Annotated in this window: 24 protein-coding genes and 1 tRNA gene; 18 read left to right on the top strand and 7 right to left on the bottom strand. The window is 73.6% G+C overall.

Annotated elements, in window-relative coordinates:
• Positions 1-131: 131 nt before the first annotated feature.
• Positions 132-461, top strand: a complete 330-nt coding sequence (locus ACFLFB_RS12520) for a PadR family transcriptional regulator (protein WP_392542511.1) — start codon at positions 132-134, stop codon at positions 459-461.
• Positions 462-477: 16 nt separating this feature from the next.
• On the top strand, positions 478-1434 hold the full coding sequence (locus ACFLFB_RS12515; protein ID WP_392542510.1) for a permease prefix domain 1-containing protein: 957 nt from the start codon (positions 478-480) through the stop codon (positions 1432-1434).
• A gap of 82 nt (positions 1435-1516) precedes the next feature.
• Here the strand turns inward: ACFLFB_RS12515 and ACFLFB_RS12510 are convergent, their stop codons facing one another.
• On the bottom strand, positions 1517-2884 hold the full coding sequence (locus ACFLFB_RS12510) for a transaminase (protein ID WP_392542509.1): 1368 nt from the start codon (positions 2882-2884) through the stop codon (positions 1517-1519).
• Between the two features lie 308 nt (positions 2885-3192).
• Between ACFLFB_RS12510 and ACFLFB_RS12505 the strand changes: the two genes are divergently transcribed.
• From ACFLFB_RS12505 to proB, 6 genes are all read left to right on the top strand, one after another.
• Positions 3193-3948: a TIGR03936 family radical SAM-associated protein gene (locus ACFLFB_RS12505; RefSeq protein WP_392542508.1), complete on the top strand. Its 756-nt coding sequence runs from the start codon at positions 3193-3195 to the stop codon at positions 3946-3948.
• Positions 3949-4109: 161 nt separating this feature from the next.
• Entirely contained in the window at positions 4110-7058 is a 2949-nt protein-coding gene (locus ACFLFB_RS12500; RefSeq protein ID WP_392542507.1) for an Rne/Rng family ribonuclease, read from the top strand.
• Between the two features lie 133 nt (positions 7059-7191).
• Positions 7192-7497 carry a 50S ribosomal protein L21 gene (gene rplU / locus ACFLFB_RS12495; RefSeq protein ID WP_392545419.1) on the top strand — a complete coding sequence of 102 codons (306 nt, stop codon included), beginning with the start codon at positions 7192-7194 and terminating at the stop codon, positions 7495-7497.
• A 27-nt stretch (positions 7498-7524) separates the two neighbouring features.
• The gene (gene rpmA / locus ACFLFB_RS12490) at positions 7525-7791 is read left to right on the top strand and encodes a 50S ribosomal protein L27 (RefSeq protein WP_392542506.1); all 267 of its coding nucleotides are present in this window, start codon (positions 7525-7527) and stop codon (positions 7789-7791) included.
• A gap of 142 nt (positions 7792-7933) precedes the next feature.
• Entirely contained in the window at positions 7934-9463 is a 1530-nt protein-coding gene (obgE, locus tag ACFLFB_RS12485) for a GTPase ObgE (RefSeq protein ID WP_392542505.1), read from the top strand.
• Positions 9460-10593 carry a glutamate 5-kinase gene (gene proB / locus ACFLFB_RS12480; RefSeq protein WP_392542504.1) on the top strand — a complete coding sequence of 378 codons (1134 nt, stop codon included), beginning with the start codon at positions 9460-9462 and terminating at the stop codon, positions 10591-10593. Before obgE ends, proB begins: the two co-directional genes overlap by 4 nt.
• 69 nt (positions 10594-10662) lie before the next feature.
• Here the strand turns inward: proB and pdxY are convergent, their stop codons facing one another.
• Positions 10663-11517: a pyridoxal kinase PdxY gene (gene pdxY / locus ACFLFB_RS12475; RefSeq protein WP_392542503.1), complete on the bottom strand. Its 855-nt coding sequence runs from the start codon at positions 11515-11517 to the stop codon at positions 10663-10665.
• Positions 11518-11725: 208 nt separating this feature from the next.
• Between pdxY and ACFLFB_RS12470 the strand changes: the two genes are divergently transcribed.
• Entirely contained in the window at positions 11726-13018 is a 1293-nt protein-coding gene (locus ACFLFB_RS12470; RefSeq protein WP_392542502.1) for a glutamate-5-semialdehyde dehydrogenase, read from the top strand.
• Here the strand turns inward: ACFLFB_RS12470 and ACFLFB_RS12465 are convergent.
• On the bottom strand, positions 13003-14043 hold the full coding sequence (locus ACFLFB_RS12465; RefSeq protein ID WP_392542501.1) for a glycosyltransferase family 2 protein: 1041 nt from the start codon (positions 14041-14043) through the stop codon (positions 13003-13005). The two genes, ACFLFB_RS12470 and ACFLFB_RS12465, sit on opposite strands and share 16 nt — an antisense overlap.
• 501 nt (positions 14044-14544) lie before the next feature.
• On the opposite strand from ACFLFB_RS12465, the gene ACFLFB_RS12460 reads away from it, so the two are divergent.
• The 5 genes from ACFLFB_RS12460 to ACFLFB_RS12440 all read left to right on the top strand — a co-directional run bounded on the left by ACFLFB_RS12460 (position 14545) and on the right by ACFLFB_RS12440 (position 16611).
• Entirely contained in the window at positions 14545-14781 is a 237-nt protein-coding gene (locus tag ACFLFB_RS12460) for a hypothetical protein (RefSeq protein WP_392542500.1), read from the top strand.
• A gap of 20 nt (positions 14782-14801) precedes the next feature.
• On the top strand, positions 14802-15404 hold the full coding sequence (nadD, locus tag ACFLFB_RS12455) for a nicotinate-nucleotide adenylyltransferase (protein ID WP_392542499.1): 603 nt from the start codon (positions 14802-14804) through the stop codon (positions 15402-15404).
• Entirely contained in the window at positions 15401-15781 is a 381-nt protein-coding gene (gene rsfS / locus ACFLFB_RS12450; protein ID WP_392542498.1) for a ribosome silencing factor, read from the top strand. Before nadD ends, rsfS begins: the two co-directional genes overlap by 4 nt.
• Complete coding sequence (locus ACFLFB_RS12445; RefSeq protein ID WP_392542497.1) at positions 15778-16446, top strand: histidine phosphatase family protein; 669 nt, start codon at positions 15778-15780, stop codon at positions 16444-16446. The genes rsfS and ACFLFB_RS12445 overlap by 4 nt, the downstream gene beginning before the upstream one ends.
• A gap of 89 nt (positions 16447-16535) precedes the next feature.
• Positions 16536-16611: transfer RNA gene (locus tag ACFLFB_RS12440), tRNA-Ala, on the top strand.
• Positions 16612-16684: 73 nt separating this feature from the next.
• Here ACFLFB_RS12440 and ACFLFB_RS12435 read toward each other — a convergent pair.
• Complete coding sequence (locus ACFLFB_RS12435; protein WP_392542496.1) at positions 16685-17620, bottom strand: SDR family oxidoreductase; 936 nt, start codon at positions 17618-17620, stop codon at positions 16685-16687.
• A 131-nt stretch (positions 17621-17751) separates the two neighbouring features.
• Between ACFLFB_RS12435 and ACFLFB_RS12430 the strand changes: the two genes are divergently transcribed.
• Complete coding sequence (locus tag ACFLFB_RS12430) at positions 17752-18591, top strand: helix-turn-helix transcriptional regulator (protein ID WP_392542495.1); 840 nt, start codon at positions 17752-17754, stop codon at positions 18589-18591.
• Between the two features lie 37 nt (positions 18592-18628).
• Here the strand turns inward: ACFLFB_RS12430 and ACFLFB_RS12425 are convergent, their stop codons facing one another.
• The 3 genes from ACFLFB_RS12425 to ACFLFB_RS12415 are packed head-to-tail and all read right to left on the bottom strand — an operon-like array spanning position 18629 to position 20861.
• Positions 18629-19234 carry a DNA-3-methyladenine glycosylase I gene (locus ACFLFB_RS12425; protein WP_392542494.1) on the bottom strand — a complete coding sequence of 202 codons (606 nt, stop codon included), beginning with the start codon at positions 19232-19234 and terminating at the stop codon, positions 18629-18631.
• Positions 19231-20373, bottom strand: coding sequence for a metallophosphoesterase (locus tag ACFLFB_RS12420; RefSeq protein WP_392542493.1), 1143 nt, complete (start codon positions 20371-20373; stop codon positions 19231-19233). Before ACFLFB_RS12420 ends, ACFLFB_RS12425 begins: the two co-directional genes overlap by 4 nt.
• Positions 20370-20861: a glutathione peroxidase gene (locus ACFLFB_RS12415; RefSeq protein WP_392542492.1), complete on the bottom strand. Its 492-nt coding sequence runs from the start codon at positions 20859-20861 to the stop codon at positions 20370-20372. The genes ACFLFB_RS12420 and ACFLFB_RS12415 overlap by 4 nt, the downstream gene beginning before the upstream one ends.
• Before the next feature lie 92 nt (positions 20862-20953).
• Between ACFLFB_RS12415 and ACFLFB_RS12410 the strand changes: the two genes are divergently transcribed.
• The 3 genes from ACFLFB_RS12410 to leuS all read left to right on the top strand — a co-directional run bounded on the left by ACFLFB_RS12410 (position 20954) and on the right by leuS (position 26372).
• Positions 20954-22420, top strand: coding sequence for a flavin-containing monooxygenase (locus ACFLFB_RS12410; RefSeq protein WP_392542491.1), 1467 nt, complete (start codon positions 20954-20956; stop codon positions 22418-22420).
• A gap of 172 nt (positions 22421-22592) precedes the next feature.
• Entirely contained in the window at positions 22593-23237 is a 645-nt protein-coding gene (locus ACFLFB_RS12405; protein WP_392542490.1) for a lysoplasmalogenase, read from the top strand.
• A 192-nt stretch (positions 23238-23429) separates the two neighbouring features.
• Complete coding sequence (gene leuS / locus ACFLFB_RS12400) at positions 23430-26372, top strand: leucine--tRNA ligase (RefSeq protein WP_392542489.1); 2943 nt, start codon at positions 23430-23432, stop codon at positions 26370-26372.
• Positions 26373-26399: the final 27 nt, after the last annotated feature.

Raw genomic sequence — 26399 nt, 5'->3', positions numbered from 1 at the left:
GCCACTTCAGGACGGCAACACGCCGACGTTCGGCTGTCGAGGCCTGCGTGTTGCCGCACTCAGCCGGACCGGGCGTGGGCTCGAACATGTGTCGTTGACGATAGTGTGTGACGCACACTATCGTGTGGCGCATGACCCCCGACGAGGACGTCCTGGCCGGACACCTGCAGGAGCTGCGGCGCGGCACCGTGGTCGTGGCCTCGCTCGCCACGTTGCGCACGCCCGGCTACGGCTACGCGCTGCTCGAGCAGCTCGGCCGCGCCGGCTTCGGCGTCGACGCCAACACGCTCTACCCGCTGCTGCGTCGCCTCGAGAAGCAGGGCCTGCTCGAGGCGCAGTGGAACACCGACGAGAGCCGGCCGCGCAAGTTCTACCGCACGAGCCCGGCGGGGGAGTCCGTCCTCGCCGCCCTGCGCACCGACTGGCGCGCCCTCGACGCCGCCATCACCGACCTGAGCTGACCCGGAAGGACCCGCCATGACCTCCCTCACCGACCGCTACGTCTCCGCCACCGTGCGCGGCCTCGACGACGCCCAGCGCGGCGACGTCGAGCGCGAGCTGCGCGCCACCATCGAGGACATGGTCGACGCCCGCGTCGACGACGGCGCCGCCACCCGCGACGATGCCGAGCGCGCCGTCCTCGTCGAGCTCGGCGACCCCATGCGCCTGGCCGCCGGGTACACCGGCAGCCCGCTGCACCTCATCGGCCCGGCGGTCTACCCGCAGTGGCGCCGGCTCGTCACGCTCCTGCTGTGGACCGTCGTGCCCACCGTGGCCGTCATCAACCTCGTCATCCGGCTCTTCGTCGATGACGTCGCGGTGTCGGGGGTGGGGCCGGCCTTCGGCAACGCCGCGCTCACCGGGCTCACCGTCGCCCTGCACGTGCTGTTCTGGACCACCCTGGTCTTCGCGCTCGTCGAGCGCACCCAGCCGGACGCCCTCGTGGCGTGGGACCCCGACCAGCTCCCCGAGGACCAGCGCACCCGGTCCGTGGGGGTCGGCGAGACGGTGGCGTCGGTCGTCGTCCTGCTCCTCATGGCGCTCGCCCTGGTCTGGCAGCACACGAGCTCGCCGGTCCGCCGCGGCGACGAGGCCGTGCCCGCCCTCGACCCGGCGCTGTGGTCGGGGTGGATCCCCCTCCTGCTCGCGATCGTCGTCGCGCAGGCCGTGCTGGCCGTCGCCGCCTTCCGGGCCCGACGCTGGACCGTCCCCCTCGCCGTGACCGGCCTCGTCCTCGACGTCGTGGCGGCGGGAAGTGTGCTGTGGCTGCTGCACACCGAGAGCCTGTTCAACGGCGCGTTCGTGCAGGTGCTCGTGGCCGGCGGGTGGGCCGACGCGGTGCGCGACCTCACGGTCGGCGTCGCGCTGGGCGTCGTCGTCGTCACGGTCTGGGACCAGGTCGAGACCTTCCGCCGGGTCCGCGCCTCCCGCTGAGACCCCGTCAAGCGCGATCGTGTGTGAACACGCCCGGATGCTGGGGCGTGTTCACACACGTTCGCCAGGGGAGCGGCGGGGCTCAGGCGTAGAGCGCGCCCACGACCTCACGGAACAGCGCGGTGTGGCGGTCGACGTCGGCCCGCGTGGTGTCGGGGCACATGAGCGCCATGTTGTGGAACGGCGTCATGAGGATGCCGCGGTTGCACATCGCGAGGTGCATGTAGGCGTCGAGGTCGTCGTCGTGCGCGGCCGCGGACTCCTCGCCCGTGCGGGGCGCGGGCCGGGCGAAGCGGTACTCCGAGCGCGCCCCGAGCTGGACCACCGACCACGGCACGTCGAGCTCGTCGAGCGTCGCCTGGACCCCCTCGGTGTACGCCGTGGCGAGCTCGGTCATGTGCGCGAAGGCGGCCTCGGTGAGCACCTCGCCCAGCGTCGCCCGCATCGCCGCGGAGGTCAGCGCGTTACCGGCCAGGGTCCCGCCCACGCCACCGACGTCGATGATGTCGGCGTCGCCCGCGTCGGTGTGCGAGGTGACCCGCGCGGCGAGCTCCTCGGTGATGCCGTACGCGCCGGACGGGATACCTCCGCCGATGGACTTGCCGATGACGAAGATGTCCGGCTCGAGGCCCCAGGCACGGGTGGCGCCGCCCCATCCGGTGGAGAAGGTGTGCGTCTCGTCGATCATCAGCAGGCTGCCGTACCGGGTCGCGAGCTCGCGCACGCCCTCGAGGAAGCCGGGCTCGGGCAGGACGATGCCGATGTTGGTCAGCGCCGGCTCGGTGAGGACGGCGGCGACGTCACCGTGGGCCAGCTCGCGCTCGAGCGACTCGAGGTCGTTCCAGGTCGCGACCCGCGTGGTGAGGTCGAGGTCGACCGGGGGAGCGACGTTGCCCGGTCGCGACTCGGCCTTGCCGTCCGGGCCCGGGACGGCGAAGGTCTCGTCGACCGACCCGTGGTAGCAGTACGCGAACACGAGGATCTTCGGGCGGCCGGTGGCCAGGCGAGCGAGGCGCACGGCCCACCGGTTCGCGTCGGTGGCCGAGAGCGTGAAGCTCCACAGCGGCATCCCGAAGCGACGGGTGAGCTCGGCACCGACCCACTGGGCGTCCTCGGTGGGGAGCATCGTCGTGATGCCGCCGAGGTCGCCCATCCGCCGGCCCACGGCCTCGACCGTGGCGCGGGGGGAGTGGCCGGCCATCGCGCCGGTGTCCCCGAGGGCGAAGTCGACGTAGGTGTGCCCGTCGACGTCGCTGATCCGGTTGCCGCGGGCGTGGTCGAGGTAGAGCGGGAAGCCGCCGGTCCACTTGTTCATCCACGTCATCGGCACGCGGCCGAACAGGTTGCTGCCCTGCTCGAACAGCTCGCGGCTGCGGTGGTGGCCCTGCGTGTAGGTCGCCTGCTCGGCGGCGAGCAGCTCGGCGAGGCGTGACCTGTCGATGTCGGGCATGTCCGCACGATATCCACACGGATGGAGTGCGCGGCAGAGGTTCCGACGCGCGGATCGATGGCGTGGCGCGCCCTCCTCCTCCTGATTCCGCGATGGTGCAGGTCAGGGGCCGCCGGGAAGTGCTCCCCATTGCCCGGCCCGCGAGGTCCCGCCTAGCGTCCGGGGAACAGGGACGGACGAGCAGGGGACCCCCGTGCCGATCGCGCAGGCCTACGAGGACACGCCCTGGCCGAGCGTCGGCGCCTGAGGAGGACCAGGCCCCGGCGCCGATTCGGTGGGGGAGGTCGGGCGCTCCTACGCTGGGAGGCATGGCCCGCCAGCGCACTCCCGAGGGACCTCCTCCCGCCCCCGCGGTCCAGAAGCTGCGCATCCGCTACGCCAAGCGCGGCCGGCTGCGCTTCGCCTCCACGCGTGACTTCTCCCGCGCCCTCGAGCGCGCCCTGCGCCGGGCCGACGTGCCGATGGCGTTCTCCGCCGGCTTCCACCCGCACCCGTTGATCTCCTACGCCAACGGCGCCGCCACCGGCACCGCGAGCGAGGCCGAGTACTTCGAGATCCGGGTCACCGAGCGGGTCGACCCCGAGTCGGTCCGGGCGGCGCTCGACGAGGCCCTGCCCGACGGCATCGACGTCCTCGAGGTCGTGGAGGCGTCGGCGGGAGCGCTGGCCGACCGCCTCGAGGCCAGCTCGTGGGAGCTCGTCGTCCGGGAGGCCGACCCGGCGCAGGTCGAGGCCGCCGTGGCCGCGTATCTCGCCCTCGAGGTCGCCGAGACCACCCGGACCTTCAAGACGGGCCCGCGGACGTTCGACACGCGCGGGGCCGTGCTCTCGATGGCGGTGACCGGGGTCGACGGCGAGGGGTGTGCGATACTGCGGATGGTCGTTCGGCACACCACACCGGCCGTACGCCCCGACGACATCCTGACCGCACTGCGCGCAGTGACCGGGTTCTCGCCACCGGTCCCACCCCTGGTGACCCGGCTGGCGCAAGGCCCTCTGCTCGACGCATCTGCTGGGGTGGCCGACCCATTGGCCGCCGACAAGGGCGCCGCCGGTCTCGGATAGGTGCCGCGCCGCCCGCGCGAGCCGCTCCGGGGCAGCACGTTGACTTCCGTGAGGGGTGCGCCCCCCACGATCCGATCGCTCACCACGCGGTCGACGAGGAGCCGGTCTTCGGACCGACCCCGGTGTGGTCGCCATCGCGTGGGTGACGAAAGGAGCCTCACATGGCTTCCGAGAACGACCCGACCACCCCCGACACCGACGCGACGCCGACGCCCGAGGGCGTCGACGCCGAGCAGGCGCCGACCAAGCCCAAGCGCCGCCGCGCCACCAAGAAGACCTCCGCGCCGGCCCCCGCCGCCGACGAGGCCGCCCCCGACGCGGCCGCGCCGGACACCGCCGCCACCCCCGCCGCGGACGAGGCACCCGCCGCCGACGCGGCCGAGCCCGCCGCGAAGAAGGCCCCCCGCAAGCGGGCCGCCAAGAAGACCACCCGCAAGAAGGCCGACGTGGCCGCCGAGCTCGGCGCCGAGCCGAGCGACGAGCCGCTGGCCGACCTCGTCCTCCTGCCCGAGGGCGACGAGCCCCTCTCCGCCGACCTCGTGCCGCTCCCCGAGGCCGACGACGAGGACGCCGACGACGCCTCCGTGCCCAGCTTCGGGCTGCTCTTCCAGCCCCCGCAGCCGGTCAGCCGCCCCCGCCGCCGCGCGACCGCCCCGGTGCAGGCGCCGGTCGAGCGCCCCGCCGACGAGGTCGAGGCCGATGACGCCCCGTCCTCCTCCGCGACCAGCGAGCCCGAGGCCGCGTCCTCCGACGCCGGCCAGGACGACACCGCGGACTCCCGCTCCGACGACACCGACGGCGAGGGTGGCCGTGGCCGCCGTCGCCGCGGGGGCCGTGGCCGTCGAGGCCGTGGCGCCGGTGACGACGACGCCCGCGACCCGCGCGACTCCCGCCCCGCCGCGGGCGCCGCCAAGGACTCCGGGTCCGACGACGACTCCGACGACGACGCCCCCGGCACCGGCCCGGCCGACCAGGACGACGCGGGCGAGAGCGGCTCGAGCCGCCGCCGCCGTCGTCGCCGCCGCGGCGCGGGCTCCGACGGGGACAACGAGGACCCGCCCGGCACCGTGACCCGCGTGCGCGAGCCGCGCCCGCAGCGCGACGAGCCGACCGCCGTCAAGGGCTCCACCCGCCTCGAGGCCAAGAAGCAGCGCCGCCGCGAGGGCCGCGAGGCCGGCCGCCGCCGCACGATCATCACCGAGGCAGAGTTCCTCGCCCGCCGCGAGAGCGTCGAGCGCGTCATGGTCGTGCGCGGCCGCGGCGACCGCACCCAGATCGGCGTCCTCGAGGACGGCGTGATGGTCGAGCACTACGTCTCGCGCGAGACCACCGCGTCGATGGCCGGCAACGTCTACCTCGGCCGCGTCCAGAACGTGCTGCCCTCGATGGAGGCCGCCTTCGTCGACATCGGCAAGGGCCGCAACGCCGTGCTCTACGCCGGTGAGGTCAACTGGGACGCCGCCGGTCTCGAGGGCGGCCACGCCCGCCGCATCGAGAACGCACTGAGCTCGGGCGACACCGTGCTGGTCCAGGTCACCAAGGACCCGATGGGCCACAAGGGCGCGCGCCTCACCTCGCAGATCTCGCTGCCGGGCCGCTACCTCGTCTACGTGCCCGAGGGCCAGATGACCGGCATCTCGCGCAAGCTCCCCGACACCGAGCGGGCCCGCCTCAAGGCGATCCTCAAGGAGGTCGTGCCCGACCACGCGGGCGTCATCGTGCGCACCGCCGCCGAGGGTGCCTCCGAGGAGGAGCTGCGCGCCGACGTCGACCGCCTCACCAAGGCGTGGGACAAGATCGCGAAGAAGGCCGAAGCCGCCAAGGCCAAGAAGGCCGGCAGCGGCGGCGCCCCCGTGCTCCTGCACGGCGAGCCCGACCTCACCGTCCGCGTCATCCGCGACGTCTTCACCGAGGACTTCACCTCGCTCGTCGTCTCCGGCGACACCGCGTGGGACGAGGTCAGCCAGTACGTCGAGGACGTCGCCCCCGACCTCGCGCCGCGCCTGCAGCGCTGGACCGCCGAGGAGGACGTCTTCGCCGCCCACCGCATCGACGAGGCGCTGGCCAAGGCGATGGACCGCAAGGTCTGGCTGCCCTCGGGCGGCTCCCTCGTCATCGACCGCACCGAGGCGATGACCGTCGTCGACGTCAACACCGGCAAGTTCGTCGGCTCCGGGGGCAACCTCGAGGAGACGGTCACCAAGAACAACCTCGAGGCCGCCGAGGAGATCGTCCGCCAGCTCCGGCTGCGCGACATCGGCGGCATCATCGTCATCGACTTCATCGACATGGTGCTCGAGTCCAACCGCGACCTCGTCGTGCGCCGGCTGCTCGAGTGCCTCGGCCGCGACCGCACCAAGCACCAGGTCGCCGAGGTCACCTCGCTCGGCCTGGTCCAGATGACGCGCAAGCGGGTCGGGTCCGGCCTGGTCGAGGTCTTCTCCGAGCAGTGCGAGCACTGCGGCGGGCGCGGCATCCTCGTGCACTCCGAGCCGGTCGAGCGCGGTGGCTCCTCGTCCTCCGACCAGGGGTCCTCGCGCTCCGGTCGCGGTCGCGGTCGCTCCGGCAGCGGGTCGGGGTCGTCCTCGTCCGGCGGCTCGGGCTCCGGGTCCTCCGGGTCGGTTTCGAACGGCGCGAACGGTGGTGGTGAGCGGGCCGAGGAGCACAAGCACTCCGGTCCGTCCGCGGCCCAGATCGCGGCGGCCGCCCACGCGGCGGCGCTGCGCAAGGCCGACGGCGAGCACCACGACGAGCACCACGACGAGCCGGCGGGGACCGACGCGGCCCCGGCGGACGTGCAGACCCTCGACCTCGACGTGGCGGCCCAGGCGGTCGCCGACGTCGACGAGGCGATGAGCCCCGCGACCCCGGCGCAGGCCGAGGTCACGGTCGACGAGGTCGTGCTCGAGCAGGCGCCCGAGCCCGTCACCGAGGAGGTCGCGGCCCCCGCCGAGACCGTCGAGGAGACGGAGGTGGAGGCCACCCCGGAGGTCGAGGAGCCGGCCGCCAGGGCGCCGCGCGGACGTCGTCGGCGCGGTCGCGTCGTCGCCCCCGCGGGCCCCCCGCGCAGCGGCGCGGCCGACGGTGCCCCGGAGGCCCCCGGCCAGTGATTTTGAGGGCTGCCGGAGCACCGGTAGTCTTGTCCGTCGGTGCGCCCACCGAGCTGACGTCCCGCGCGAGCGGGGTCGCTGTCGGCCGGTACTCCCAGGAGGCGCGCGAACCAAAGTGGAAGTGAGTACGACTGTGTACGCGATTGTGCGCGCAGGTGGTCGCCAGGAGAAGGTCTCCGTCGGCGACGTCCTGCTCATCGACAAGATCGGCCAGGCCGGCGACAAGGTGCAGCTCCAGCCGCTGCTCGTCGTCGACGGGGGAACCGTGACGAGTGACGCGAGCAAGCTCGCCAAGGTCACCGTCACGGCCGAGGTCGTCAAGGCCGCCAAGGGCCCCAAGATCGTGATCCTCAAGTACAAGAACAAGACCGGGTACCGGAAGCGTCAGGGCCACCGCCAGCCGCTCACCCAGGTCAAGATCACGTCGATCGACGCCTGATCCCGGAACTGACGAAGGACTCCTGACATGGCACACAAGAAGGGTGCGTCCTCGACCCGCAACGGTCGCGACAGCAACGCCCAGTACCTCGGCGTGAAGCGTTTCGGCGGCCAGGCCGTCAAGGCCGGCGAGATCCTCGTCCGCCAGCGCGGCACGCACTTCCACCCCGGCAACGGCGTCGGCCGCGGCGGCGACGACACCCTGTTCGCGCTGGTCGCGGGCGCGGTCAAGTTCGGCGCCAAGCGCGGCAAGAAGACCGTCAACATCGTCCCGGCGGAGACCTCCGCCCAGTGACGCGTCGCCGGGCCACGCGCCCGGCAATGAACGCACCACACTCGTGAGGGGCGGGCCGGACGGCCCGCCCCTCACGGCGTCTTTCCCCTCGGGCCCCGGCCCCCGGCCGTCCCGGCCGACCACACCATGAAGGAGCGCAGGCATGACGACCTTCGTCGACCGCGTCATCCTGTCCGTCGCCGCCGGGAGCGGTGGCCACGGCGTGGCCTCGGTCAAGCGCGAGAAGTTCAAGCCGCTCGGCGGCCCCGACGGCGGCAACGGCGGGCGCGGCGGGTCGGTCGTCATCGCCGTCGACCCGCAGTCGACCACGCTGCTCGACTACCACCACACCCCGCACCGCAAGGCCACCAACGGCAAGCCCGGCGCCGGCGACGAGCGCAACGGCGCCGATGGCGGGGACCTCGTCCTGCCCGTGCCCGCGGGCACGGTCGTCAAGGACCGCGACGGCCGGGTCCTCGCCGACCTCGTCACCTTCGACTCCACCTTCGTCGCCGCACGCGGTGGCCGTGGTGGCCTGGGCAACAAGGCCCTGGCGAGCCCGCGCCGCAAGGCGCCCGGCTTCGCCCTGCTCGGCGAGCCGGGGGAGACCCTCGAGGTCGTCCTCGAGCTGAAGTCGCTCGCGGACGTCGCGCTCATCGGCTTCCCGAGCGCCGGCAAGTCCTCGCTCGTGTCGGTGCTGTCGGCCGCGCGTCCAAAGATCGCCGACTACCCGTTCACCACCCTCGTGCCGAACCTCGGTGTCGTCACCGCGGGCTCCCAGCGCTACACCATCGCCGACGTCCCGGGCCTGATCCCCGGCGCGAGCGAGGGCAAGGGGCTGGGCCTGGAGTTCCTGCGCCACGTCGAGCGCTGCTCGGTGCTCGTGCACGTCGTCGACTGCGCGACGCTCGAGCCGAACCGCGACCCGATGACCGACCTCGACGTCATCGAGGCCGAGCTCGCCGCCTACGTCACCGACGACTCGCTCGGCGGCCGGCCGCTGTCCGAGCGCACCCGCATCATCGTCCTGAACAAGGCCGACGTGCCCGAGGCGCTCGACCTCGCCGAGATGGTCAAGCCGATGCTCGAGGAGAAGGGGCTCGAGGTCTTCATCGTCTCGGCCGTCGCCCACACCGGGCTCAAGGAGCTCGGCTTCGGCCTGGCCCGCCACGTCGCGGCGGCCCGCGCCGAGCTGCTGGCCTCGGTCGACGAGCGGCCGCGCACCATCATCCGGCCCGTCGCGGTCGACGACAGCGGCTTCCACGTGCGCCGCGAGCAGACACCGGACGGCGAGCTGTTCCGCGTTCTCGGCGAGCGGCCGACGCGCTGGGTGCGCCAGACCGACTTCTCCAACGACGAGGCCGTGGGCTACCTCGCCGACCGGCTCAACCGGCTCGGCGTCGAGGACGCGCTGCTCAAGGCCGGCGCGGTGTCCGGCTCGACGGTGCTCATCGGGGCCGAGGACAACGCGGTCGTCTTCGACTGGGAGCCGACCGTCTCGGCCGGCGCCGAGCTGCTGACCGGCCCCCGCGGCACCGACGTGCGCTTCGAGAACGAGCACCGCAAGACCCGCGGCCAGAAGCGCGACGAGTTCCACCAGCGCAAGGACGCCCAGACCGCCGCTCGCGACGAGCTGGCGATCGAGCGCCGGGCGGGCCACTGGGCGAAGCCCGACGACGAGGGCCAGGGGTGACCAGCGAGGCCGCCGCCCGCCTGCGTCACGCGGTGGGGGAGGCCCAACGCCTCGTCGTCAAGGTGGGCTCGTCCTCGCTGACGTCGGTCGACGGCGGGCACCTCGACGAGGTGGCGCTGCGCTCGCTCGTCGACGTGCTGGCCGAGCGCCGGGCGCAGGGGCGGCAGGTCGTGCTCGTCTCGTCGGGGGCGATCGCGGCGGGGATCGGTCCGCTGGGGCTGGCCTCGCGGCCGACCGACCTCGCGACGCAGCAGGCCGCTGCCTCGGTCGGGCAGGGGGCGCTGGTGGCGGCCTACCAGGCGGCGTTCGGCGCCCACGGGCTCACGGTGGGGCAGGTCCTGCTGACCGCCGACGACACGACGCGGCGGTCGCACTACACGAACGCCCGGCGCACGCTCGAGCGGCTGCTCGAGCTCGGCATCGTGCCGATCGTCAACGAGAACGACACCGTGGCCACGCACGAGATCCGCTTCGGCGACAACGACCGGCTGGCCGCGCTCGTGGCCGACCTGGTGGCTGCCCAGGGGCTGGTGCTGCTCACCGACGTCGACGCGCTGTACGACGGGCCGCCCTCGCGTGGTGGGTCGTCGCGCGTGCCGCTGGTCGCGACCACCGAGGACCTCGAGGCCGTGACGATCGGCGGCACCGGCTCGTCGGTGGGGTCCGGCGGCATGGTGACCAAGGTGGAGGCCGCGGGCATCGCAGGTGCGGCGGGCATCCCGACCCTGCTGACCCGTCTGTCCGACGTGACGGCGGCGCTGTCCGGGGCCGACGTCGGGACGGTCTTCGCGCCGGCGGCCGCCACGCGGGCGTCGCGCAAGCGCTGGCTGGCGCACGCCACGACGGCGCGTGGACGCCTGGTGCTCGACGACGGTGCCGTCGCGGCCGTGACCGAGCGGCGCAAGTCGCTGCTGGCCGCCGGGATCACCGCGGTGCGCGGGACCTTCGCCGCCGGGGACCCGGTCGACGTGTGCGCGCCCGACGGCACGGTCATCGCCCGCGGGCTGGTGTCGTTCGCCTCCGGTGAGCTGCCGCGCCTGCTGGGGCGGACGACGCACGACCTCGCGGCCGAGCTGGGCCCGGCGTACGAGCGCGAGGTCATCCACCGCGACGACCTCGTCGTCCTCTGAGCTGACGTCTCCCGGCGGCGGGCAGCGGGCTGGCCGGCCTGCCGGCTGCCGGCGTGCCGGTCGGTGCGGTCAGCGGATCTGCTGGACGTCGAACTGCATCCGGGGGTGGGCGATCTCGTCCTGGCTCTGGACGAGCTGGAGCTCGCGACGTCCCGAGTCGTGGGTGCGCTGGAGCAGGTCGAACACGCTGGACACCGTGCGACCGAGGGCGACGCCGGCATCCTGCGTGTCGAGCAGGTGGGCGGTGAAGAGGGCGGCGGTGACGTCGCCGGAGCCGTTGGCCTTCATCGGGATGTGCGGGGTCTGGACGATCCAGGCGCCGTCGCCGTGGACGGCGAGCATCTCGATGGTGCCCTCGGGGCGGTCCGGGCGCAGGACGCTCGTGACGAGGACGGTGCCCGGGCCCATGGCGCGCGCCCGCTCGACCGACTCGAGGGTGGAGTCGAGGTCGCCGGGCTCGGTCTCGGTGAGGAAGCCGAGCTCGAACTGGTTCGGGGTGATGACGTCGGCCTTCGGGACGACCTTCTCGCGCAGCAGCACGGGGATGGCCGGGTGGACGAAGCAGCCGGACTTGGCGTTGCCCATCACGGGGTCGCAGGCGTAGAGCGCGGCCGGGTTGGCGGCCTTGGTGCGGGCGACGGCGTCGAGGATGACCTCGCCGATCTGCTCGCCGCCCTGGTAGCCGGACAGCACGGCGTCGACCTCGGCGAGGGCGTCGCGCTCCTCGATGCCGGTGACGACCTCACGGACGTCCTCGGGCGGCATCAGCGGGCCGCGCCACTGGCCGTAGCCGGTGTGGTTGCTGAAGTGCACGGTGTGGACGGGCCACACCTCGACCCCGAGGCGCTGGAGCGGGAAGACGGCGGCGGAGTTGCCGACGTGGCCGTAGGCCACCGAGGACTGGATGGACAGGATCGTCGTCACCGGCCCATCCTCGCACCGCCGCTGGGCCGCGGGAGGGTCGCGTTCGCCGACTACGGTTTGCGTCCCCCCGGGAGGCAAACCGTAGTGGTCGAACGGGTCATTTCGGCGGGCGGCTCGAGACGCCCGGAGTCGGCGCCGGACCTCACCGACCGCTCCGAGGCGCGGGCGGGGCTGACGGGGCGCGCGGACCTCGGCCTACCCTTGGGGCATGTCAGAGCGCACCACCGGGATCGACCCGGCCGACGTCGAGCGGGTCCGCGTCCTCGCCGAGGCGGCCCGCACCGCCTCCCGCCGTCTGGCCCTGCTGAGCCGTGCCGAGAAGGACGCCGCCCTCCGTACCCTCGCCGACGCCCTCGAGGCCGCCACCGACGACATCGTCGTGGCCAACGAGAAGGACCTCGCCCGCGGCCGCGAGAACGGCATGACCGAGAGCCTCCAGGACCGCCTGCGCCTCGACGCCCCCCGAGTCCAGGCCGTCGCCCAGGCCCTGCGCGACATCGCGGCCCTTCCCGACCCGGTCGGTGAGGTCGTGCGCGGTTCCACCCTCGCCAACGGCCTGCAGATCCGCCAGGTCCGCGTCCCGATGGGCGTCGTCGGCATGATCTACGAGGCCCGCCCCAACGTCACCGTCGACGCCGCCGGGCTGGGCCTGAAGTCCGGGAACGCCGTCATCCTGCGCGGGGGCAGCGCCGCCGCCGACACCAACCGGGCCACCGTCGCCGTGCTGCGCGCCAGCCTCGAGCAGCAGGGACTTCCCGCCGACGCCGTCGGCCTCCTCGAGGGCGGCCACGGCGCCGTCCGCGCCCTGATGACGGCCCGCGGCCTCGTCGACCTCCTCATCCCGCGCGGGGGAGCCGACCTCATCCGCAGCGTCGTCCTCGAGTCCACCGTCCCCGTCATCGAGACCGGGGTCGGCAACTGCCACGTCTACGTCGACGCCGCGGCCGACCTCGACAAGGCGCTCGCCATCGCGGTCAACTCCAAGACCCATCGCCCCAGCGTCTGCAACGCCGCCGAGACCCTCCTCGTCCACCGCGCCGTCGCCGCCGAGTTCCTCCCCAAGGCGCTCGCGGCCCTGAGCGGCGAGGGCGTCGTCCTCCACACCGACGACGCGGCCGGCACCCAGGCCGAGGCCGCCGGCGTCGCCCACGACGACGTCACCGCCGAGCACTGGGGCACCGAGTTCCACGGCCTCGAGATGGCCGTCGGCGTCGTCGACGACCTCGACGCCGCGCTCGACCACATCCGGACCTACGGCTCGGGGCACACCGAGGCCATCGTCACCGAGGACCGCGGCGCCGCCCGGCGCTTCACCGCCGAGGTCGACGCCGCGGCCGTCATGGTCAACGCCAGCACGCGCTTCACCGACGGCGGCGAGTTCGGGTTCGGCGCCGAGATCGGCATCAGCACCCAGAAGCTGCACGCCCGTGGCCCGATGGCCCTGCCCGAGCTCACCACGACCAAGTGGGTCGTCGAGGGCGACGGTCAGGTCAGGGTCTGAGGCTCCGGCCGCTCCTCGGTCACCTCGGTCACCTCGGTCGCTTCCCTGGGCTCCGGGCCGACGCCGGCGAGGCCCGCCACGGCTGACGCCTCGGCCGAGTCGTGGGCCACGAAGTACGACGGCCGACCCTGTAGGGCCGTGTAGGTGCGCCCCACGTACTCGCCGAGGATGCCGAGCGCCAGCAGCTGCACCGCCCCCACGGCCGCGACGATGACCACGGTCGACGTCCAGCCGGGCAGCGTGTTCCCCAGCAGCATCGCGACCACGGCGTACAGCAGCACGAGCAGCGCGGCCACGCCGCCCAGCAGCCCCAGCCACGTCGCGAAGCGCAGGGGAGCGGTGGAGAACCCGGTGACCCCGTCGACCGACAGCCGCAGCATCTTGCCCAGCGGGTACTTGGAGTCCCCGGCCGCGCGCGGCGCCCTGCGGTAGCCGACCGACGCGCTCGGGAAGCCCAGCGCCGGCACGACGAGCCGCAGCACCCGGTTGTGCTCGGGCAGCGCGTTGACGGCGTCGACGGTGGCCCGCGACATCAGGCGGAAGTCACCGGCATCGACGTGGGCGTCGACGTCGGACAGCCGCCGGATGGAGCGGTAGAACGCCCGCGCCGTGACCCGCTTGAAGGCCGTGTCGGTGGACCGGTCCTCGCGGACCCCGTAGACGACGTCGACCCCCTGGCCGCGCGCGACCGCCAGCATCTCGCCGATCACCTCGGGCGGGTCCTGCAGGTCGGCGTCGATGGTGACGACCCACCGCCCGCGGGCCCGCGCCAGCCCGGCCGAGATGGCCGCCTGGTGCCCCGCGTTGGCTCGCAACCGCACGACCCGCAGCTGCTCCCAGGTGCGGCGCAGCCGCTGGAGGACGACGGGGGTGGTGTCGGTGGACCCGTCGTCGACGCACAGGACCTCGTAGGTGACGCCCCACGCGTCGGCCACGGGGCGCAGCCGCTCGACGAGGAGGGGGAGGACCTCCTCCTCGTTGAACATCGGCACGACCACGGTGAGGTCGACGGCGGGCGCGGGCATGCCCCCAGCGTAGGTGGGGGCCCACGACTGAGGGCCCCCGAGTATGAGATCGGGGGCCCTCCGTCGACGGCGTGCGCCGAGTGTCGAGCCGGTCGGTCCGTGCGGATCGCTCCGCACGGTCTGCCACGCGACGGTGGCGCCGTCCCCGAGGGGACGACTTCGACTCAGGTCGGACGGCCGCGGCACCAGCGCCGTCGCGCGCGTGTGTCCCCCCCTCGCGGGGGCGATCCCTGCTGAGTGGACCCGGTAGGACCGGTGTGCCGTTATCCGTACGACCTGCCTTCCTGAGCCTCCCCCTGCGGTTCCCCGCCTGCGTCGGCCCGCTCGGGCGTGACGCCTTTTCTAGTGCCGAAATACACTGTCGCGCAAGCCGATCGGCAATAAAACCTGTGCTATCCCAGAGACCGGCGTGTCGTCCACAGGCACCTGAGCGCAACGGGGCGTTCGTACACAGGGGTGTGGACGAAACCGGTGGACAGAGCACGCGCTAGGGTGGAGCCCATGACCGCCGCCCGCTTCGTCGCCGCCGAGGCCGCCCACCACGAGCTCCCCATGCCCCCGTGGTTGTTCGGCGTCATCGCCCTCGTCGCGTTCGCGTTCCTGCTCGCCGTCACCTGGTCCTTCCGGGGCACCGCACAGAAGCACGCCCGCCCCGTCGACGGCCGGCACGGCACCCAGGACGTCCACGGCCAGCGCGAGGACGCCCACTGGCCCGAGCACCCGGGGCACCAGCACTGAGTGGCCCACGCATCGGGGTGATGGGCGGGACGTTCGACCCCATCCACCACGGTCACCTCGTGGCCGCGTCGGAGGTGCAGTCCCGGCTCGGCCTCGACGAGGTCGTCTTCGTGCCCACCGGCCAGCCGTGGCAGAAGGAGGGGCGCGACGTCGCCCCCGCCGAGCACCGCTACCTCATGGCGGTCGTCGCGACGGCCTCCAACCCCCGCTTCACCGTCTCCCGGGTCGACATCGACCGCGACGGCCCGACCTACACCATCGACACCCTGCGCGACCTGCGCGGCCAGCGCCCGGGTGCCGAGCTCTTCTTCATCACCGGGGCCGACGCCCTGGCCCAGATCCTGTCGTGGAAGGACTCCGACGAGCTCTTCGAGCTGGCCCAGTTCATCGGGGTCACCCGCCCGGGGTACGAGCTGTCCGAGACCGGGCTGCCCGCCGACAAGGTCGACCTGATGGAGGTGCCCGCCATGGCGATCAGCTCCACCGACTGCCGCGACCGGGTCCGCGACGGCGAGCCGGTCTGGTACCTCGTCCCCGACGGCGTCGTCCAGTACATCAACAAGCACCGCCTCTACGCCGCGCCCACCGGCGCGGTGACCGCACCACCGCAAGGAGCACCGTGACCGCCACCGACCGCGCGCTCGAGCTGGCTCGCGCCGCCGCAGGCGCCGCTGCCGACAAGCTCGCGACCACCATCACCGGGATCGACGTGTCGGAGCAGCTCGCGCTGACCGACGTCTTCGTCATCGTCTCCGCCGAGTCCGAGCGACAGGTCGGCTCGATCGTCGACGAGGTCGAGGACGTCCTGCGCGACATGGGCTCCAAGCCCGTGCGCCGCGAGGGCCAGCGCGAGGGCCGCTGGGTCCTCATCGACTTCTCCGACATCGTCGTCCACGTCCAGCACGACGACGAGCGGGAGTTCTACGAGCTCGAGCGGCTCTGGAAGGACTGCCCCTCGGTCGACCTCGGGGTCGTCGGCACCGAGCAGGGCGGTCGGTGAGCCCCGACCCGATGGCGTCGTCCGGGCCGCGCAGGGTCGTCGTCCTCCGGCACGGCGAGACCGAGCACAACGCCGCCGGCATCTGGCAGGGCCAGCTCGACTCGACCCTGTCCGACCGTGGCGTGCGCCAGGCCGAGGCCGCAGGTCCCGCGATCGCGGCGCTCAACCCCACCCACCTCGTCTCCAGCGACCTCGTGCGGGCCCGGTCCACGGCCGAGGCCGTCTCCCGTGTCATCGGGCTGCCGGTCGAGACCGACGAGCGGTTCCGCGAGATCCACGTGGGGGCCTGGCAGGGCCTGACGACCGCCGAGGTCCGCGCCGACTGGCCCGACGACCACGACGCCCTCGGGCGCGGTGAGGACGTGCGCCGCGGCGACGACGGCGAGACCCTCGCCGAGGTCACGACACGCTTCGGCGCCGCCCTCGAGGAGCACCTCGCCGACATCGGACCGGGGGAGTGCCTCGTCGTCGCCACGCACGGTGCCGCAGGCCGGGCCGGTGTCGCCTGGCTCCTCGGGCTCGACCAGGACGTGGCCTGGCGCGTCCTCGGACCCCTGGGCAACTGCCACTGGGCCGAGCTCGTCGAGGGGCGCGAGGGATGGCGCCTGCAGACGTGGAACGCGTCCTCCGGGGCCGAGTCCGTGGAGGGCACACCGCCCCCCTGAGGCCCATCGGCCGGGTGCCCGGAGCCGATTTGGTGGGGGCGCCGGTGGCTGCGTAAACTCGCGGTCGTTCCTTCGGGGGCATCCCACTCGGGGCTGTAGCGCAGTTGGTAGCGCACCTCCATGGCATGGAGGGGGTCAGGGGTTCGAATCCCCTCAGCTCCACCAGAGTGAACGCGAACGGGGCCGGCAGACGCCGGCCCCGTTCTCGCGTCCTCGGGCGCTTCGCCGGGGGCCGACGTCAGCCGGGGAACGCGACGCCGACGAGCCCCTGCGTGACCTCCCACAGCCGCGCCGCGTCCTCCGCGTCGCGCAGCGGACCCCACGGCGACTGCTCGCCGGGGCGCCCACCGGCGTTGCCCGGCCCCTGCGGGCCGAAGAACTCCCCGGAGCGGTCGTCCGGCACGGTCGCGGCGAGCAGCGCCGGCAGCGAGGCCGAGTCCGGCGTGCCGGTGAGGCCGACGGCGGAGAGTCGGCGGATGACGCGCACCCCCATCGTGTCGCGGGCCCGGCCGACCTCGGGACGCGCGGCGAGCAGGCTCGTCGGGGCGACGCCGGGGTGCGAGATCGTGCTCGTGACGCCCCAGCCCAGGGCCCGGCTGCGCCGGTCGAGCTCGAGCCCGAACAGGCCGACCGCGATCTTCGACTGCCGGTAGGCCCGCATCCCGTCGTACGACCGCTCCCACTCGAGGTCGTCCCAGTTCACCGCTCCGCTGCGGGCCGCGACGCTCGTCTGCGACACGACCCGCGCGCCCCCGGCGCGCAGCAGCGGCAGCAGGCGCGCGGTGAGGGCGGCGTGCCCGAGGTGGTTGGTGCCGAACTGCAGCTCGAAGCCGTCGGCGGTGCTCTGCCGCTCGGGCGGGGTCATGACCCCGGCGTTGTTGACGAGGAGGTGGAGCGGGGCGCCCCGGTCGAGGAGCCGGTCGGCGAGCGCCGCGACCGACGCCAGTGACGAGAGGTCGAGGTCCTCGGCGACCAGCCGAGCCCCGGGCACCTCCGTGCGGATCCGGTCGGCGGCGGCAGCGCCCTTGGCGGCGTTGCGCACGGGCATGACGACCTCGGCGCCCGCGGCGGCGAGGCGGGTGGCGATCCGCAGCCCGATGCCGTCGCTGGCGCCGGTGACGAGGGCGCGGCGCCCGGTGAGGTCGGGGAGGGCGAGGTCGGCGCGGCGTGACATGGCAGGGCTCCTGGGTCCGGGTACGGCGCCCCGGTGGGGCACCTGACCTCGAGGGTGCCCCGGTCCGCGCGGCTCAACCACGGCCTGACGATCCGTGGTTGCGGGGAACCCCCCGGCGGCAGGATGGAGACGTGGTCATCGATCGGGCAGGGCTCGCCGCGTTCCTGCGCAGCCGCCGCGAGGCACTGCAGCCGGAGGACGTCGGCCTGCCCCGCGGGCGGCGGCGGCGCACGAGCGGGCTGCGCCGCGAGGAGGTGGCGGCGCTGTGCCACATGTCGGTCGACTACTACGCGCGGCTCGAGCGGCAGCGCGGCCCGCAGCCCTCCGAGCAGATGGTCGCGGCGATCGCCCAGGGCCTGCACCTCACCGTGGCCGAGCGCGACCACCTGCACCTGCTCGCCGGGCACCGGGCGCCCGAGCGCGGGGCGGGCACCGACCACGTCGGCCCCGGGATGCTCCGCGTCTTCGACCGGCTCACCGACACCCCGGCCGAGGTCGTCACCGAGCTGGGGGAGACGCTGCGCCAGAACGCGCTCGGCGCGGCGCTCGTCGGCGACGCGTCGCGCCACGAGGGACCCTCCCGGAGCATCGGCTACCGCTGGTTCACCGACCCGGCCGCGCGCGACCTCCATCCGGTGGAGGACCACGACTTCTACTCGCGGATGTACGCGTCCGGGCTGCGGGGGGTGCTCGCCCTGCGCGGGCCGGGGTCGCGCGCGGCACACCTCGTCGACCTCCTCACGGCGTCCAGCGAGGAGTTCCGCGCCCGCTGGGCCGAGCAGGAGGTGGGGATCCGGCCGCGGCAGGTCAAGCGCTACCTCCACCCCGAGGTGGGGCTGCTCGAGCTCGACTGCCAGGTCCTGCGCGACCCCGAGGGCACGCACTCGCTGCTCGTGTGGACCGCGCCCCCGGGCAGCGCGAGCGACGAGCGGCTGCGGCTGCTGTCGGTGATCGCCGCCCCGACGGGCTGAGCCCCCGGTTCCGCCGCGCAGGCGGGAGGTCCGCCGCTCAGGCGGGCCAGACGCCGCTCGTGCCGCGCCGGTGGCTGCCCAGCAGGTGCGTGTCGACGATGCCGACCGCCTCCATCAGCGCGTACATCGTCGTGGGGCCGACGAAGGCGAAGCCCTTGCGCTTGAGCGCCTTGGACAGGGCCAGCGACTCGGGGGAGGTCGTGGGGACGTCGGCGTACGTGTGCGGCCGCGGGGTGTCCTGCGGCTGGAACGACCACACGAACGCCGCGAGGTCGCCTTCTGGGTCTTCGCGCAGGCGCAGCGTGGCCCCCGCGTTGGTGATCGTCGCGAGGACCTTGGCCCGGTTGCGCACGATGCCGGCGTCGGCCATGAGGCGGGCGACGTCGTCGTCGGTGTAGGCGGCGACGCGCTCGGGGTCGAATCCGTGGAAGGCCTCGCGGAAGGCGGGCCGCTTGCGCAGGATGGTCGCCCACGACAGCCCGGACTGGAACGCCTCGAGCGACAGGCGCTCGAACAGGCCGCGCTCGTCGCGCACCGGCATGCCCCACTCGGTGTCGTAGTACTCGCGCAGCATCGGGTCGACCGACGCCCACACCGGCCGGGCGAACCCGTCGTCGCCGACGACGACGCCGGGGTCGCTCACGAGCGGCGCAGGGTGACGACGGGGACCTCCGGCGGGGCGAGCACCCGGATCGCCGGACCCCACGCGCCGATGCCGCGCGTGGTGACGACCTGCGTGCCCGCCACGGTGGCGAGCCCGTCGATCATCGGCTGCTGGAGCGGCACGAGGTAGCGCAGCGGCCACATCTGGCCGCCGTGGGTGTGGCCGGAGAGCTGGAGGTCGACGCCGCGTCCCTCGAGGGCGAGGGCCTGGCGCGGCTGGTGCGCCACGAGCATCGTGAACCCGGCCGGGTCGACCCCGGCGAGGGCGGCGTCGACGTCGGAGGCCCACTCGCCGTCGCCCTCGAGGTCGTGGACGCCGGCGAGGGTGACGGTGGCACCGTCGCGGGTGAGCGGGACCGACTCGTTGCGCAGGATCGTCAGGCCGGTGGCGTCGAAGGCCGTGAGCCAGTTCGCGGTGTCGCGGTACATCTCGTGGTTGCCGGTGGTCGCGAACACGCCCAGCGGAGCCCGCAGGTCGGCCAGGGGCGCGATCTCGGGCGCGTAGCGGGCGGCCTGGCCGTCGACGAGGTCTCCGGCGATGACGATGAGGTCAGGCTCCTGCGCGTTGACGAGGTCGACGGTCTGCCGGGTGAAGGCGGACCCCCGCACGGCACCGGCGTGGATGTCGGCGACGAGGGCGACGCGCACGCCGTCGAGCTGTTCGGGCAGCTCGGGGGAGGACACCTCGACCTGGGTGACCGACGGGTGCGAGGCCTCCCACGCGCCGTAGCCGGTCGCGCCGAACGCCAGGGCGGCGACGAGCGGCGCGGCGACCCGGTTGAGGCGCCGGCGACCGACCGCCCCGTGGTCGTGGCTCCACCGGGTCAGCCAGAGGACGACGCTGGCCAGCCACACCGGGACCAGCCCGAGGAAGAGGTACAGGCAGCTGGCCATGAACGCGGTACCCAGCCACACCCACGGGCGCATCTGCGCCGGGGTGAACGCCCCGCCCCACACGTCGAACGAGGCGAGGACGAGGGCGCCGAGCCCGGCGAGGAGCAGGGCGACGACCCAGCGCACCCACCGGGGCCACTGCGGGGCGACCGCCAGGCGGTGCCAGAGGAAGGCGAGGAACCCGACGAGGACCGCCGCCGGGACCAGCAGGAGCCAACCGCTCATGCAGCGGCGGCCTCGAGGGCCTCCCTCACGTCCTCGGCGATGGCGGACGGCTCGGTGGTGGGGGCGTAGCGCCCGATGACCGTGCCGTCGGAGTCGACGAGGAACTTGGTGAAGTTCCACTTGATGGAGCCGCCGAGCAGGCCCCTCTTCTCGCTCTTGAGCCACTCGAAGAGGGGGTGCGCGTCGTCACCGTTGACGTCGACCTTGGCGAACATGGGGAAGGTGACGCCGTAGTTGACCTGGCAGAACTGCTCGATCTCGCCGTCGGTGCCGGGCTCCTGGCCACCGAACTGGTTGCAGGGGAACCCGAGGACGACGAAGCCCTCGTCCTTGAACTCGGCGTACAGCGCCTCGAGGCCGGCGTACTGCGGGGTGTAGCCGCAGTTGCTCGCGGTGTTGACGACGAGGACGACGTCGCCGGCGTACTCGGAGAGGCTGCGCTCCTGGCCGGTGAGCGTGGTGGCGGTGAAGTCGGAGAGGGAGGTCATGCCTCCAATCGTCACACGACGGGCCGACAGCGACCGTCTCCGCGCCGCGGACCGGGCGGAGGTTCGACATCCGCCCGACGTAGCCTGAGCGCGTGCAGCAGGCCGTTCCGCTCGACGTCGACGTCCTCGTCGTGGGGGCGGGCATCTCGGGGGTCGACGTCGCGAGCCGGCTCGCGCAGCACTGCGCCGGGACGGTGTGGGCGGTGCTCGAGGCGCGCGACGCCATCGGGGGCACGTGGGACCTGTTCCGCTACCCCGGGGTGCGGTCGGACTCCGACATGTACACGCTGGGCTTCCCCTTCCGCCCGTGGCGCGGCAACGGGTCGTTCGCGACCGGGGCGCAGATCCGCGAGTACGTGCAGGACACGGCGCGGGCGTACGGGGTGACCGAGCGGCTCCACCTGGGGCAGAAGGCCGAGCGGCTGGAGTGGTCGTCGGACACCGCGCGCTGGACGGTGACGGCCCGGACCTCCTCCGGGGTCGTGCGCCACACGGCGCGGTTCGTCTACCTCGCGACGGGCTACTACTCGTACGCCTCGGGGCACGTCGTGGCCTTCCCGGGGCTCGAGGACTTCGCGGGTGAGGTCGTCCACCCCCAGCACTGGCCCGCGGGGGGTCTGGACGTGCGCGGGAAGCGGGTCGTCGTCATCGGCAGCGGGGCCACGGCGGTCACGCTCGTGCCGGCGCTCGTCGGGGAGGGCGCGGCGCACGTGACGATGCTGCAGCGCAGCCCGAGCTACGTCGCGGCCCTGCCCGACCACGACGCCGTGGCCGACGGCCTGCGCCGGGTCCTGCCCGCCGGGCTGGCGCACCGGGTGGTGCGGGGCAAGAACGTCGTGCTGGGGCTGGCTGCCTACCGACTGCTGCGGCGCTGGCCGCAGGGCGGGGCGCGCCTGCTGAGGAAGCGGGTCGCCGAGCGGTTGCCGGAGGGCTACGACGTCGAGACCCACTTCACGCCCACGTACGACCCGTGGGACGAGCGGCTGTGCGTCGCGCCCGACGGCGACCTGCTCGACGCCATCGCGTCGGGCCGGGCCGACGTCGTCACCGACACCGTGGAGCGGTTCGAGGCCGACGGCATCCGGCTGGGGTCGGGCGGCCACCTCCCCGCCGACGTCGTCGTGACGGCGACCGGGCTGCGGCTGGCGATCGGCGGGGGAGCCGAGGCGGTCGTCGACGGCGAGCCGGTCGACATCGCGCAGGGGCACGTCTACAAGGGGCTGATGCTCTCGGATGTGCCGAACATGGCCCTGTCCGTCGGCTACACCAACGCGAGCTGGACCCTGCGTGCCGACCTCTCGGCCCACTGGTTCTGCCGGCTCGTGCGGTACATGGACAACCGCGGGCTGTCGGTGGCGGTGCCCCGGTTCGACGCGGCGCGCGAGGGTGGCGAGGACACCCCGCTGCTGGACCTCACCTCGGGCTACATCGCGCGCGGGGCGCACCTGCTGCCGCGCCAGGGGCGGCGACGCCCGTGGCGGGTCGTGCAGAGCTACCCCTACGACCTCGCCGTGATGCGGCTGGGCCGGGTCGACGACGGCCACCTCGACCTCCACTGACCCACGGGCTCCGCTGCATCGCGACCTACCGCCCGGTCCGCGGGGTGATCACCCCACGTACCAGGCGGTAGGTCGCGCCGGAGGAGGCAGCGGGGGCAGGCGCGGCGGCTGGGGGGGTGAGGTCGGCCACGGCGGCGGGCGGCGCCGGTGGGTTGTCGGCAGGATGCGGGTCGTGGATGACGTCGCGCTCTGGGTCGCCGTGCTCGCCACCGCCGTCGTGGCGGTCCTCGACTGGCGGGCCGTCGTGCGCGACGACCGGCGCACCGAGCGCTGGGCCAAACCGGCCGTGATGGTCGGGCTGATCGCCGTCTCCCTGCTCCTCGGCGCCGCCGACTCGACGACGGGGCGCCTCGTCCTCGTCGCCCTCGTCCTGGGGATGGTCGGCGACGTCCTGCTCCTCGAGGACACGCAGCCACGCTTCCTCGGCGGGCTCGCCGCCTTCCTCGTCGGCCACCTCGCGTGGGTCGGGTCGTTCCTCGCGACCGGCCTCGACCGCCCGGCGCTCGCCTGGGTCGGCGCGGCCGTGCTGGTGGCGGCGCTCGTCGTCGGACGGCGCATCCTCCCGGCGGCCCTCGCCGAGGGTGGCGCCGTCCTGGCCGGGGCGGTCGCCGCGTACATGGCGGTCATCGGGGCGATGTCGGTGCTCGGATGGGCGACCGGTCACCTCCTCGTCGGCCTGGGCGCCGCGCTGTTCGTCGTCAGCGACACCGTTCTCGCCCTCGGCAAGTTCGTGAACCCTGCGGCCCGGACCCGGCCGCTGGTCATGGTGACCTACCACCTGGCCCAGGCCCTGCTCGTCGCCGGCCTGCTCGGCTGAGTCCGCACGCACCTCCGCCCCGCCCCGCCCTCACCGGCAGCGGTCGCAGCCCCTGCGATACCCTGACCACGTGACGAGGTTCCTGCTCCTTACCTAGCCGCGCCGGCCACCACGGCCCGCGCGGCAGCCCCTCCTGCGCGAGGGGCTTTTTCATGGGCGCAGATCGAACGAGACGAAACGACCGAGGACGACATGAGCGAGACCCCGCACCGCTACACCGCCGAGCTGGCCGGGCAGATCGAGGTCGCCTGGCAGGACCGCTGGGCCGAGCGCGGCACCTACCACGCACCCAACCCCGCCGGTCCGTGGGCCGACCCGGAGGGCGTCGCCGCCCACCCCAACGGCCACCTGCTGGTCCTCGACATGTTCCCGTACCCGAGCGGTGCCGGCCTGCACGTCGGCCACCCGCTGGGCTACATCGCCACCGACGTCTTCGCCCGCTACAACCGGATGCTCGGCAAGAACGTCCTGCACTGCCTGGGCTACGACGCGTTCGGCCTGCCCGCCGAGCAGTACGCCGTGCAGACCGGCCAGCACCCCCGCAAGACCACCGAGGACAACATCGTCATCATGGCGCGCCAGCTGCGCCGCCTCGGCCTGGGCCACGACGACCGCCGCGCCATCCAGACGATCGACCCGGACTACTACCGCTGGACCCAGTGGATCTTCCTGCAGATCTTCAACAGCTGGTACGACGCCGACGCCGTCCGCCCCGACGGCGGAACCGGCCGCGCCCGCCCGGTGAGCGAGCTGGTCGAGGAGTACCGCAGCGGCACCCGCGCCCTGCCCGCCGACGACGGCCGCGGCTGGGACGACCTGTCCGACCTCGAGCGCGCCGACATCATCGACGGCCAGCGCCTGGCCTACACGAGCGAGGCGCCGGTGAACTGGTGCCCGGGCCTGGGCACCGTGCTGAGCAACGAGGAGGTCACCAACGAGGGTCGCTCCGAGCGCGGCAACTTCCCCGTGTTCCGCCGCAACCTGCGCCAGTGGATGATGCGGATCACCGCGTACTCCGACCGGCTCGCCGACGACCTCGACCGCGTGGACTGGCCCGAGAAGGTCAAGATCATGCAGCGCAACTGGATCGGCCGCAGCCACGGCGCCCGGGTCACCTTCCCCGTCCTCGCCGACGGCGTGGCCACCGGTGACGAGGCCGTTGGCGTCCCCGCCGCGGCGGGCACCGGCATCGAGGTCTTCACGACCCGGCCCGACACGCTGTTCGGCGCGACCTTCATGGTCCTGGCGCCCGAGCACCCGCTCGTCGACGAGCTGGTCCCGGCCGGCGGCTGGCCCGAGGGCACCAAGGACCGCTGGACCAACGGCACGGCAACCCCGGCCGAGGCGGTCGACGCCTACCGCCGCGCGGCCTCGCGCAAGAACGACGTCGAGCGCCAGACCGAGGGCAAGGACAAGACCGGTGTCTTCACCGGTGGCTGGGCGGTCAACCCCGTCACCGGCGCCACCGTCCCCGTCTTCGTCGCCGACTACGTCCTCATGGGCTACGGCACCGGGGCGATCATGGCCGTGCCCGGCCAGGACGAGCGCGACTGGGACTTCGCCACCGCCTTCGACCTGCCGAAGATCCGCACCGTGCAGCCGTCCGAGGGCCACGACGACACCACCGCCTTCACGGGCGAGGGGCCGGCCATCAACTCGGCCAACGCCCAGCTGAGCATCGACGGGCTCGGGGTCACCGACGCCAAGGCCGCCATCACCCCGTGGCTGGAGTCGACCGGCATCGGCGCCCCCACGGTCAGCTACAAGCTGCGCGACTGGCTGTTCAGCCGCCAGCGCTACTGGGGCGAGCCGTTCCCGGTCGTCTTCGACGAGGACGGCACCGCCCACGGCGTCCCCGACTCGATGCTGCCCGTCGAGCTGCCCGACGTCCCCGACTACAGCCCCAAGACCTACGACCCCGAGGACGCGGCGAGCGAGCCCGAGCCGCCCCTGTCGCGCGTCGACGAGTGGGTGCACGTCGACCTCGACCTCGGCGACGGTCGCGGCACCCGCCGCTACCGCCGCGAGACGAACACGATGCCCAACTGGGCGGGGTCCTGCTGGTACTACCTGCGCTACCTCGACCCGGAGAACGCCGCCGCGCTCGTCGACCCCGAGAACGAGTCCTACTGGATGGGGCCGCGCCCCGAGCCGGTGGCCGGTGCGGCTGCGGGCACCCGCGACCCCGGTGGCGTCGACCTCTACGTCGGCGGTGTCGAGCACGCCGTGCTGCACCTGCTCTACGCGCGCTTCTGGCACAAGGTGCTCCACGACCTGGGGCACCTGACCTCGGACGAGCCGTTCCGCACCTACTTCAGCCAGGGCTACATCCAGGCCGCCGCCTACCGCGACGACCGCGGCCAGCCGGTGGAGGCCAAGGAGGTCGAGGAGGCCGCCGACGGCTCGTTCACCTGGCAGGGCCAGCCGGTCACCCGCGAGTTCGGGAAGATCGGCAAGTCGCTGAAGAACATGGTCAGCCCCGACGAGATGTACGCGGCGTACGGGGCCGACACGTTCCGGCTCTACGAGATGGGCCTGGGGCCGCTCGAGCAGAGCAAGCCGTGGGACACGCGGGCCGTCATCGGCAGCCAGCGCTTCCTCCAGCGGCTGTGGCGCAACGTCGTCGACGAGGAGACCGGTGAGGTCACGGTCGTCGACGTGCCGCTCGACGACGCCACGACCCGGGTGCTGCACCGCACCATCGACGCCGTGCGCACCGACTACGCGGGGCTCGGCTTCAACACGGCGATCGCGCGGCTCACCGAGCTGAACAACGCCCTGACCAAGATCGAGGGCGGGGTGCCGCGCGTCGCCGCGGAGACCATCGTCCTCATGGTCGCGCCGCTCGCGCCGCACATCGCGGAGGAGCTGTGGAGCCGGCTCGGGCACGCGGGGTCGCTGGTGCACGTGGCGTTCCCCGTCGCCGACCCGACCCTGCTGGTCGACGAGACGGTGACCTGCGTGGTGCAGGTGCGCGGCAAGGTCAAGGACCGCCTCGAGGTGCCGAGCGACATCACCGAGGACGCCCTGCGCGAGCTCGCCCTGGCCAGCCCGAAGGTCCAGGCGGCCCTGGAGAACGGGGTGCGCACGGTCATCGTGCGCGCGCCCAAGCTCGTCAACGTCGTCCCCGCCTGACGTCGCGGGGCCGGCGGCGGGCGGAGC

This window comes from Oryzobacter telluris (assembly GCF_043099285.1).
Lineage (GTDB): Bacteria > Actinomycetota > Actinomycetes > Actinomycetales > Dermatophilaceae > Oryzobacter > Oryzobacter telluris.
Note: the sequence above shows the minus strand (reverse complement) of the source record. Positions and strands in the feature narration are given on the sequence as shown.

Excerpts from the sequence above, each read along its gene's own strand:
- ACFLFB_RS12520 (WP_392542511.1), top strand. The coding sequence starts at position 132 with ATGACCCCCGACGAGGACGTCCTGGCCGGACACCTGCAGGAGCTGCGG.
- ACFLFB_RS12515 (WP_392542510.1), top strand. The coding sequence starts at position 478 with ATGACCTCCCTCACCGACCGCTACGTCTCCGCCACCGTGCGCGGCCTC.
- ACFLFB_RS12510 (WP_392542509.1), bottom strand. The coding sequence starts at position 2,884 with ATGCCCGACATCGACAGGTCACGCCTCGCCGAGCTGCTCGCCGCCGAG.
- ACFLFB_RS12505 (WP_392542508.1), top strand. The coding sequence starts at position 3,193 with ATGGCCCGCCAGCGCACTCCCGAGGGACCTCCTCCCGCCCCCGCGGTC.
- ACFLFB_RS12500 (WP_392542507.1), top strand. The coding sequence starts at position 4,110 with ATGGCTTCCGAGAACGACCCGACCACCCCCGACACCGACGCGACGCCG.
- rpmA (WP_392542506.1), top strand. The coding sequence starts at position 7,525 with ATGGCACACAAGAAGGGTGCGTCCTCGACCCGCAACGGTCGCGACAGC.
- obgE (WP_392542505.1), top strand. The coding sequence starts at position 7,934 with ATGACGACCTTCGTCGACCGCGTCATCCTGTCCGTCGCCGCCGGGAGC.
- ACFLFB_RS12470 (WP_392542502.1), top strand. The coding sequence starts at position 11,726 with ATGTCAGAGCGCACCACCGGGATCGACCCGGCCGACGTCGAGCGGGTC.
- ACFLFB_RS12465 (WP_392542501.1), bottom strand. The coding sequence starts at position 14,043 with ATGCCCGCGCCCGCCGTCGACCTCACCGTGGTCGTGCCGATGTTCAAC.
- ACFLFB_RS12460 (WP_392542500.1), top strand. The coding sequence starts at position 14,545 with ATGACCGCCGCCCGCTTCGTCGCCGCCGAGGCCGCCCACCACGAGCTC.
- nadD (WP_392542499.1), top strand. The coding sequence starts at position 14,802 with ATGGGCGGGACGTTCGACCCCATCCACCACGGTCACCTCGTGGCCGCG.
- ACFLFB_RS12435 (WP_392542496.1), bottom strand. The coding sequence starts at position 17,620 with ATGTCACGCCGCGCCGACCTCGCCCTCCCCGACCTCACCGGGCGCCGC.
- ACFLFB_RS12420 (WP_392542493.1), bottom strand. The coding sequence starts at position 20,373 with ATGAGCGGTTGGCTCCTGCTGGTCCCGGCGGCGGTCCTCGTCGGGTTC.
- ACFLFB_RS12415 (WP_392542492.1), bottom strand. The coding sequence starts at position 20,861 with ATGACCTCCCTCTCCGACTTCACCGCCACCACGCTCACCGGCCAGGAG.
- leuS (WP_392542489.1), top strand. The coding sequence starts at position 23,430 with ATGAGCGAGACCCCGCACCGCTACACCGCCGAGCTGGCCGGGCAGATC.